At 66.7% G+C, this 6,594-nt stretch carries 6 protein-coding genes; 5 read left to right on the top strand and 1 reads right to left on the bottom strand.

The genetic code is table 11. The features are described 5' to 3' along the window. A partial coding sequence (locus H623_RS0113490; RefSeq protein ID WP_022900324.1) for an IS481 family transposase occupies nucleotides 1-350 on the top strand: 350 nt, incomplete at its 5' end. On the opposite strand, the gene H623_RS0113485 is transcribed toward H623_RS0113490, so the two are convergent. After that, nucleotides 347-1,309 carry an amidohydrolase family protein gene (locus tag H623_RS0113485; protein WP_022901467.1) on the bottom strand — a complete coding sequence of 321 codons (963 nt, stop codon included), beginning with the start codon at nucleotides 1,307-1,309 and terminating at the stop codon, nucleotides 347-349. The genes H623_RS0113490 and H623_RS0113485 overlap by 4 nt on opposite strands. On the opposite strand from H623_RS0113485, the gene H623_RS21825 reads away from it, so the two are divergent. The 4 genes from H623_RS21825 (at nucleotide 1,296) to H623_RS19970 (ending at nucleotide 6,568) form a co-directional block, all read left to right on the top strand. Then, the gene (locus H623_RS21825; RefSeq protein ID WP_169514921.1) at nucleotides 1,296-2,138 is read left to right on the top strand and encodes an IclR family transcriptional regulator; all 843 of its coding nucleotides are present in this window, start codon (nucleotides 1,296-1,298) and stop codon (nucleotides 2,136-2,138) included. The genes H623_RS0113485 and H623_RS21825 overlap by 14 nt on opposite strands. Before the next feature lie 281 nt (nucleotides 2,139-2,419). After that, nucleotides 2,420-3,115, top strand: a complete 696-nt coding sequence (locus H623_RS0113475) for an SDR family NAD(P)-dependent oxidoreductase (RefSeq protein WP_022901465.1) — start codon at nucleotides 2,420-2,422, stop codon at nucleotides 3,113-3,115. 172 nt (nucleotides 3,116-3,287) lie between these two features. Beyond that, nucleotides 3,288-4,970 carry a CocE/NonD family hydrolase gene (locus H623_RS19975; RefSeq protein ID WP_211218008.1) on the top strand — a complete coding sequence of 561 codons (1,683 nt, stop codon included), beginning with the start codon at nucleotides 3,288-3,290 and terminating at the stop codon, nucleotides 4,968-4,970. 281 nt (nucleotides 4,971-5,251) lie between these two features. Beyond that, nucleotides 5,252-6,568 (top strand): sialidase family protein, encoded by a 1,317-nt coding sequence (locus H623_RS19970; protein ID WP_022901463.1) that lies wholly within the window; start codon nucleotides 5,252-5,254, stop codon nucleotides 6,566-6,568. Nucleotides 6,569-6,594: the final 26 nt, after the last annotated feature.

Raw genomic sequence — 6,594 nt, 5'->3', positions numbered from 1 at the left:
TCCTCCAACGCGCCGTCTCCTGGTTCGCCGACCGTGGCGTCACCGTCGAGCGCGTCCTGTCCGACAATGGCTCCGCCTACAAGTCCTACGCCTGGCGCAATGCCTGCGCCGAGCTCGGGATCACACCGAAGAAGACCCGCCCCTACCGGCCCCAGACCAACGGCAAAATCGAGCGGTTCCACCGCACCCTCGCCGACGGCTGGGCCTACGCCCGGCTCTACCCCTCAGAAACCGCGCGACGAGGAGCCTTACCGGGCTGGCTGCACTTCTACAATCACCACAGGCACCACTCCGCAATCGGAGCCCCACCCATCACCAGACTCAACAACCTGCCTGGACATCACACCTAGTCGAGGCCCGGCACTCGATTCGTGTAGATGCTCGTCGCTGTCCGGGCATCCGTGTTTCGTTCGACGTACTGACGCATCTCGGTCTGCGATGAGAAGGGGTGATCGCTGGCGAAGAGCACGTGTTCTTCGCCGTAGGTTTCGAGCGCGAGCTTCAGCGCACCCGGCGTGAATGCGGCGGTGTCCGTGAAGAATCGGGTGCGAAGGTAGTGCTCGAGCGGATGCTGCGCAGTCGTCGGAAAATAGCTGACGCGGCCGGCGACGTAGGGCAGCACGCCTCCGAGATGCGGGTGCACCACGACGAGCTGCGGCAGCTCATCCAGAACTCCGCCGTCGACCAGCTCGAGTGCGGCGGATGCCGTCTGATGCATCCAGCCGATGCCCAGTTCCGCGCGGAGACTTGCGGCGCTTCCGCGCGTGGTGGACCGCAAACCCGGATGGAGGAACAGTGGGACACCGAGTTCCGCGATGCGCGCATACACCTCCATCAGGGCATCGGTGACCAGCGGACGGCCCTCGTTCACCGTGAGGAGGGAGACGCCCTTCAGCCCGAGCTCTACGACGGCGCGGTCGAGTACTTGAAGCGCGAGCGCGGGATCCTGGATGGGCAATGCTGCGAGTGCGGCAATGCGGTCAGGCGCGGCTTGCTGCGCGGCCGCATACTCCACGTGGAGCAGATCAAGCAGGTCGGCGGACTCGCCGGCGGGAAGATGCAGCACCTCACCGAGCGTGGCGGGGCCGATCACGAGCTTGTCCACGCCCGCGGCGCTCGCCGCCTCGAGGTGCTCGTCGATCCCCGCAGAGAGCTCTGCCATCTTCGGTTGTGTCACCCCGGCGTCGACTTCAAGCACGTAGCCGCCTTGGGAGTCATGCGTCACCCGCGGGAGCTCCGTGCGCCCGATGAGCCGGTCGAGATATCTACGCGGGAACCAGTGCGCTTGGTGGTCGATGATCGTGTTCATCCATGCCTCCTCGGGTGCATCGTCGGGAACTCGGCAAAGCTATGCCGGCCGGTTCGCGTGCGGATCTCTGATTCCACCCAGTGGAAAAATGGCAGGCGTGCGCAGTGGTGTCGTCGAGCGAACGTTCGGTCTGTTGGACGCTTTTGAAAGCGAACGTTCACTGAGCCTGAGCGAGCTCGCCGCTCGCGCGGGTCTGCCCGTGAACACGACACTGCGCCTTGCGCGCAGTCTCGTCGGCGTGGGGGCTTTGGAACGGGGTGATGACGGGCGCTTCAGCCTGGGCCTGCACCTGTACGAGTTGGCAACACTGGCCCCGCGGGGCGTCGGACTCCGGGGCGCGTCCCTCCCCTATCTGCAACACCTCCACGAACTGACCGGCGCACACGCCATGCTCAGCGTGCGCGAAGGCAGGCAGACGGTCCTCATCGAGCGTGTCTCCGCGCCTCGCACCGCTCGGCGGCTGGAATACCGGGTCGGGGGAAGGATGCCGCTGCCGCTCACCGCTGGAGGCTTGGTCTTGCTCGCCTCCGCACCAGCCGACATCCAGGACACCGTTGTCGCCGCCTTCGACCCTCGACGCGCGATGGACGGCCTACGCAGCGGCGCGGACCTCCGCCGCAGTCTCGCCACAATCCGGCGAACACGGACCGTCGTCGCCACCCGGAAGCTCGACCAAGTGCGGGCTGCGGTAGGCGTACCCCTCCTTTCCCCCACTGGTGAGGCCGTTGCCGCGCTGTCGCTGATGATGGACGCGCCGCGGCGCCGAGTCGACTCCCTGCTCCCAGCCCTCGCCATGAGCGCCCGTGCTATCGAACGCGATCTGCGCTAGTTCTGCATCAGCGGTTGTCCGGTCGCGCAGGCGTAGGAACTCGGGCTCAAGTGCCCGCGCCGCATCGGTCGCGGTGTGGCTTCCCGACGCCGACTGGAGTAGTTCGCCTCGACCGCAGATCGTGTCATCGGGTGCGTCGCCACCGCACAAGGTGGCTCGAGTTCGACCACGACGAGGGCGTGCTACGGACCGGGCGCCGCTCCCGCGCGAAAGTGACACGACAGCGCCGTGCAAGCGCGCTCGGCCATCCTGGTTCGAGGAACCGTAGGAGAAGGTGCTTGATGGATTACAGCGACATGGTGGTACTCGTCACGGGGGCGAATCGAGGGCTCGGCTCTGCCTTCGTCAGCGCGTTGGCCGAACTCGGCGCCAAGCACGTCTACGCGAGCGCGAGACATCCCGAGGGCCCGCAGAGCTCGAGGATCACCCCGGTTCCTCTGGACGTGACGGATCGCACTCAGGTGGCCGCGCTCGCGCAGAGCCTCCCCGACGTGACGATGGTGATCAACAATGCAGGCATCCATCGTCGTGCCTCGCTCTTCGACGCTGACGTCGTCGACATCGTGGACGTGGTGTCGCGGACGAACCTGCTCGGCACGCTCGCCGTCAGCGCGGCGTTCGCACCCGTGATCACCGCCAACGGCGGAGGCGTCATCGCCAACGTGCTCTCGGCCGGATCCTGGCTCGCGGGTCCCGGGAACCTCGCGTACGCGACTTCCAAGGCCGCCGCCCTGTCGCTCACCAACAACATGCGAGCCGAGCTCAACCCGCGGGGCGTACAGGTGACGGCGATCCATGCGGGCTTCATCGATACGGACATGATGGCGACGTTCCCGGGTCCCAAACTCTCACCGCGGGCGGTGGCCGATGCCGCACTCGCCGCCATCGCCGCGGGCTCACAAGAAGTGCTCGTCGACGGGATGTCGCAGAAGGCGAAGAGCGCATCGGCGCTCGCCGTTGCCCGGTTCGCCGACTGACACGAGGCGCTCGCGCCCCCGACCCGGAGTGATCGCTCATGGCCCCTCGGTCGAGATCGGCGAGCCATGGGACCTATAGGGTTGGCGAGCCGGCTGTGAATGCCGTGGAGGGCCAATGGAGACGAGGCGACGGGCGGAGCGCGGGAACGTTGAGCGTCATGAGGCGCGGTGCGTGCTGAGTGACGGAACCGCTTTGCGCACCATTCTGCTGCTTCCCGCGGGGTCCGGTCCCTGGCCGGCCTTGCTGATGCGACACCCGTACGATGTCTCGGCGGATGAGCGTGACGGGCTGATCGACGTCACGCGGCTCGCCGAGGCGGGCTTTGTCGTTGCGCTTCAGGATGTGCGTGGCCGGTTCGGCTCGGAAGGCGACTTCGACCCGTGCAGGCAGGAAGTCGCCGATGGTGCCGAGGCGGTGGCCTGGCTGTCGGCGCTGCCGGAATGCAACGGCTCGGTCGGCATGTGGGGCGCCTCGTACGCTTCTGATACGCAGTTCTCAGCACTGATGGGTGGCGCTCCGGCATTGAAGGCGTTGGCTGCCACGGTGACGCCTGCGCTGTCCGCGCTAGACGGGTTCCGTTTCCGAGGTGGGGTGCCGGAACTCGGCAGCACCTTGGCGTGGACGCATTACGCAATCGCCCCCGACATGATCTCGCGCATCGCGGATGCCGGCGAGCGGTTTGCCGAGGAGGAGCGATGGCAGACCACCGAGGCGGCGATCGCCGGCGGCACTGCTTGCGGCGCTGCTGCTCTGCAGAGCCCGCGCCAGGTCGAGGCGGCAGTCGCGTGGGGGCTGGACCGGTTGCGTGATCCGCTGGACTCGCCGCAGCACAAGGCAGGAAAGATCGTCGAACGGATGGACGCGGTCGACATCCCGGTTCTCCTGATCGGCGGTTGGTTCGATGTCTTCCTCGGATCGACTCTGGAGCTCTATCGAAGACTGTGCGCCCAATCGCGTGATCGTGGAACACCGGCCCCTGCCCTGATCGTGGGGCCGTGGTCGCACAGCAACATGTCGGGAACCATCGCCGGAACGGACTACGGCAGTTCTGCGTCAGCCCAGGAGCTGTGGCGCGAGGGAGGCCTCACGGAGCAGCATGTGCGCTGGTTCGCGCGTGCGCTGATGCACGAACAGCCCGCCGAAAAGCCGGTTCACGTCTTCGTGATGGGGTCGAACCGGTGGGTCGCCTTGGAGGAGTTCCCGCCGCCGCAGGTCGAGGCGGTCGAGCTGTTCTTGAGCGCGGATGGTTCGTTGTCGGAAGCGCCGCTACCCGGAGCGCGCGCACTGCAGAGCGACCCCGCCGCTCCCGTTCCGACGCGCGGTGGCGCTGTGCTCTTGTTCGGATCGTTCGAAGCCGGTCCCATGGACCAGACTCCGCTCGAAGCGCGGTCCGACGTGCTCTCATGGCGCACCGATCCCCTGCAGAAGTCGTTGACGATTCTGGGCAGCATGCAAGCGGTCATCCATCTGGAGACCACGGGAACCGATGCGGACGTCGTCGTGCGGCTCTGCGACGAGCATCCCGACGGCCGCAGCCTCGTCATCGCCGACGGTGTGCAACGCGGATCGGCGCGCGACGTGGACCCTGTCACCGGCGCCGGGGATCGGCGACCGCTCACACCCGGACGCGACGAGGAGTTCGTTGTCGACCTCTGGTCCACGGCGCACACCTTTCTGCCCGGACATCGGATGCGGGTCGACATTGCTCCGAGCTCGTCCCCGCGGTGGGACGTCGGAACCAACGCGTTCGAGCCGGGAGCGGGCGAGGCGCGGCCGGTAGCGGCGCAGTACACGATCCGTCACGGGCCGGCACACCCGAGCCGACTCATCGTCCAGACCGCGGACGTGTTCTGAACCAGACCGATGTGCACGTCCGACATTGCGCAACATATTGACCATTGCGGTGCAGTAATCAAGCATGCCACCATCAACTTACGGGATGCCAGTCAATAGCTTGCGCAAACTAATGATGGTGCCTCGGTAGGAAGTGTCACGGCTTCCCTCAGTGTTGACCGACGGGGGTGCCCGTTGGCAGCAACTCCAACGAAGGAGAAGGCATGCAATTCAATGACGAGTTCTCACAACCTTCGGGCGCGGTCCCCACGGACAGCCGAGACCCTCGGGTGTCTCGGCGGATGTTCATAGGCACCGGAGCCGCTGTCGTCGGAGGCCTGGCCTTGGGCTTGGCCGCACCCGGCAACGCATTGGCCGTGGGCGCGGGAGCCCGGCGGGCCGGAGTGGGCCCCGAGGTGCTTCCGTTCGGGCCGGTCGACGTGGTGCCGGACGATGGGACGGGTCCGTCGTACGCGCGGGCGGTGAGGTTCGGCGCATCCAAGCCAGGGCAGCCTCGTCCGCTGCTCGCCACCTATCAGAGCTTCGCCGGTGAGCCCTTCCCGCTCTACCGCAGCGACGACGATGGCCGTACGTGGGCGCAGCAGGGCAGCATCCTCGGCACGGATGCTGCCGCCGGCATCTATCTGCAGCCGTATCTGTACGAGCTCCCGCGCGCGTTCGGGGGTCTGCCTCAGGGTGCACTGCTCTTCGCCTGCAACTACTGGCCGCTCGACTTCTCGCAGCCGTTCCCGTTCGCGAGCACGAACATTCAGCTGTACGCCAGCACGGATGGCGGTCTCACGTGGGAGCTGCTGAGTACCGTCGCCCAGGGTGGGCCCCCCGACACGACGAACGGAGCGACGCCCGTGTGGGAGCCGTTCCTACTGCTGCACCGGAACAAGCTGATCTGCTACTACTCCGATCAGCGGGACCCGAACTTCGGCCAGAAGCTCGCCCACCAGACCAGCACCGACCTACGCACCTGGGGGCCGGTCGTCGACGACGCGACCGGAACGTCGTATGCCGAACGGCCGGGCATGACCACGGTGGCCCAGCTGAGGGGGAACTTGTGGATCATGACGTACGAATTCGGAGAGCCTGTCGACCCCGATAACCCCGATCAGGACAACTACACGTACCACGTGCACTACCGGATCGCGAAGGATCCCGAGTCGTTCCGGTTCTCCGCGGATACCGCGCTCCTCGACCAGGACGGGTATGCACCGAATGCCGCTCCTGTGGTGTCGTGGTCGGACTCGGGTGGCAAGAACGGAACGATCGTGGTCACGGACAACGACGACCAGGACTTCTTCATCAATCGCGAGCTCGGTGATGCAGGCGAATGGACGCGGCTCTCGTCGCCGATGCCCGCCGGGTACAGCCGATTCACCATTCCGCTCGACGGCCCTGGCCGACCGCAGAACCGCGGCCTCGTCTTCGTCATCACGGGTGCGCAGTACGGTGATTCCGGCGGCGTGGAGGCGGGCGTCATCTCCGTGGCGAGCGGAGAGGGCCGACCTGGCCCCGCAGCTCAGGGCGCGAAGGCTCCTCGCGAGAACCGTCACGCTTTCGCTCAGCGCGCGGCCGCGTACGCCCTCGCGCATCGCTCTGGCTGGTAGTGATCGCGTTCCGATCGTGAGCGCGG

This window comes from Humibacter albus DSM 18994, from assembly GCF_000421825.1.
Lineage (GTDB): Bacteria > Actinomycetota > Actinomycetes > Actinomycetales > Microbacteriaceae > Humibacter > Humibacter albus.
The sequence above is the reverse complement of the archived record's forward strand: the minus strand, read 5'-3'. Positions and strand labels throughout refer to the sequence as shown.

What these genes read in the sequence shown, in the direction of transcription:
- H623_RS0113475 (WP_022901465.1), top strand. Translation starts at nt 2,420, where the DNA reads ATGGATTACAGCGACATGGTGGTACTCGTCACGGGGGCGAATCGAGGG.
- H623_RS0113485 (WP_022901467.1), bottom strand. Translation starts at nt 1,309, where the DNA reads ATGAACACGATCATCGACCACCAAGCGCACTGGTTCCCGCGTAGATAT.
- H623_RS21825 (WP_169514921.1), top strand. Translation starts at nt 1,296, where the DNA reads ATGATCGTGTTCATCCATGCCTCCTCGGGTGCATCGTCGGGAACTCGG.
- H623_RS19970 (WP_022901463.1), top strand. Translation starts at nt 5,252, where the DNA reads ATGTTCATAGGCACCGGAGCCGCTGTCGTCGGAGGCCTGGCCTTGGGC.